We start from the raw sequence: 273 nt of genomic DNA, 5'->3' as shown, positions 1-273 counted from the left end.
CCAATCCGGCCAGTAAACCCACCAAAACACCTTTGTAGTTTCCTCTTCTCCAAAAAATAGCTCCAAAATAGGCAGGAGCCAATTGTGCAATAATCACAAAAGAAATCAGCCCAACGGAATCCAGCGAAGTTTTCAGGATAAAATATTTGTAAAAGGCAAATGCCATAATGATGAGTCCGAAAATGCTGAATTTCCTGATTCGGGTAATATTCCGTGTATTTTGGGTTTCATCTTCGGCCTTGAATTTTCCCAGCAACCCATACGGAATGATCA

At 40.7% G+C, this 273-nt stretch carries 1 protein-coding gene; it reads right to left on the bottom strand.

Annotated elements, in window-relative coordinates; genetic code table 11:
* Positions 1-273: hypothetical protein (locus tag ACPYOJ_RS35365; RefSeq protein ID WP_481420389.1), on the bottom strand; the 273-nt coding region annotated here is incomplete at both ends.

It is taken from the genome of Rhizobium sp. SVR5-9E (assembly GCF_056755095.1).
Note: the sequence above shows the minus strand (reverse complement) of the source record. Positions and strands in the feature narration are given on the sequence as shown.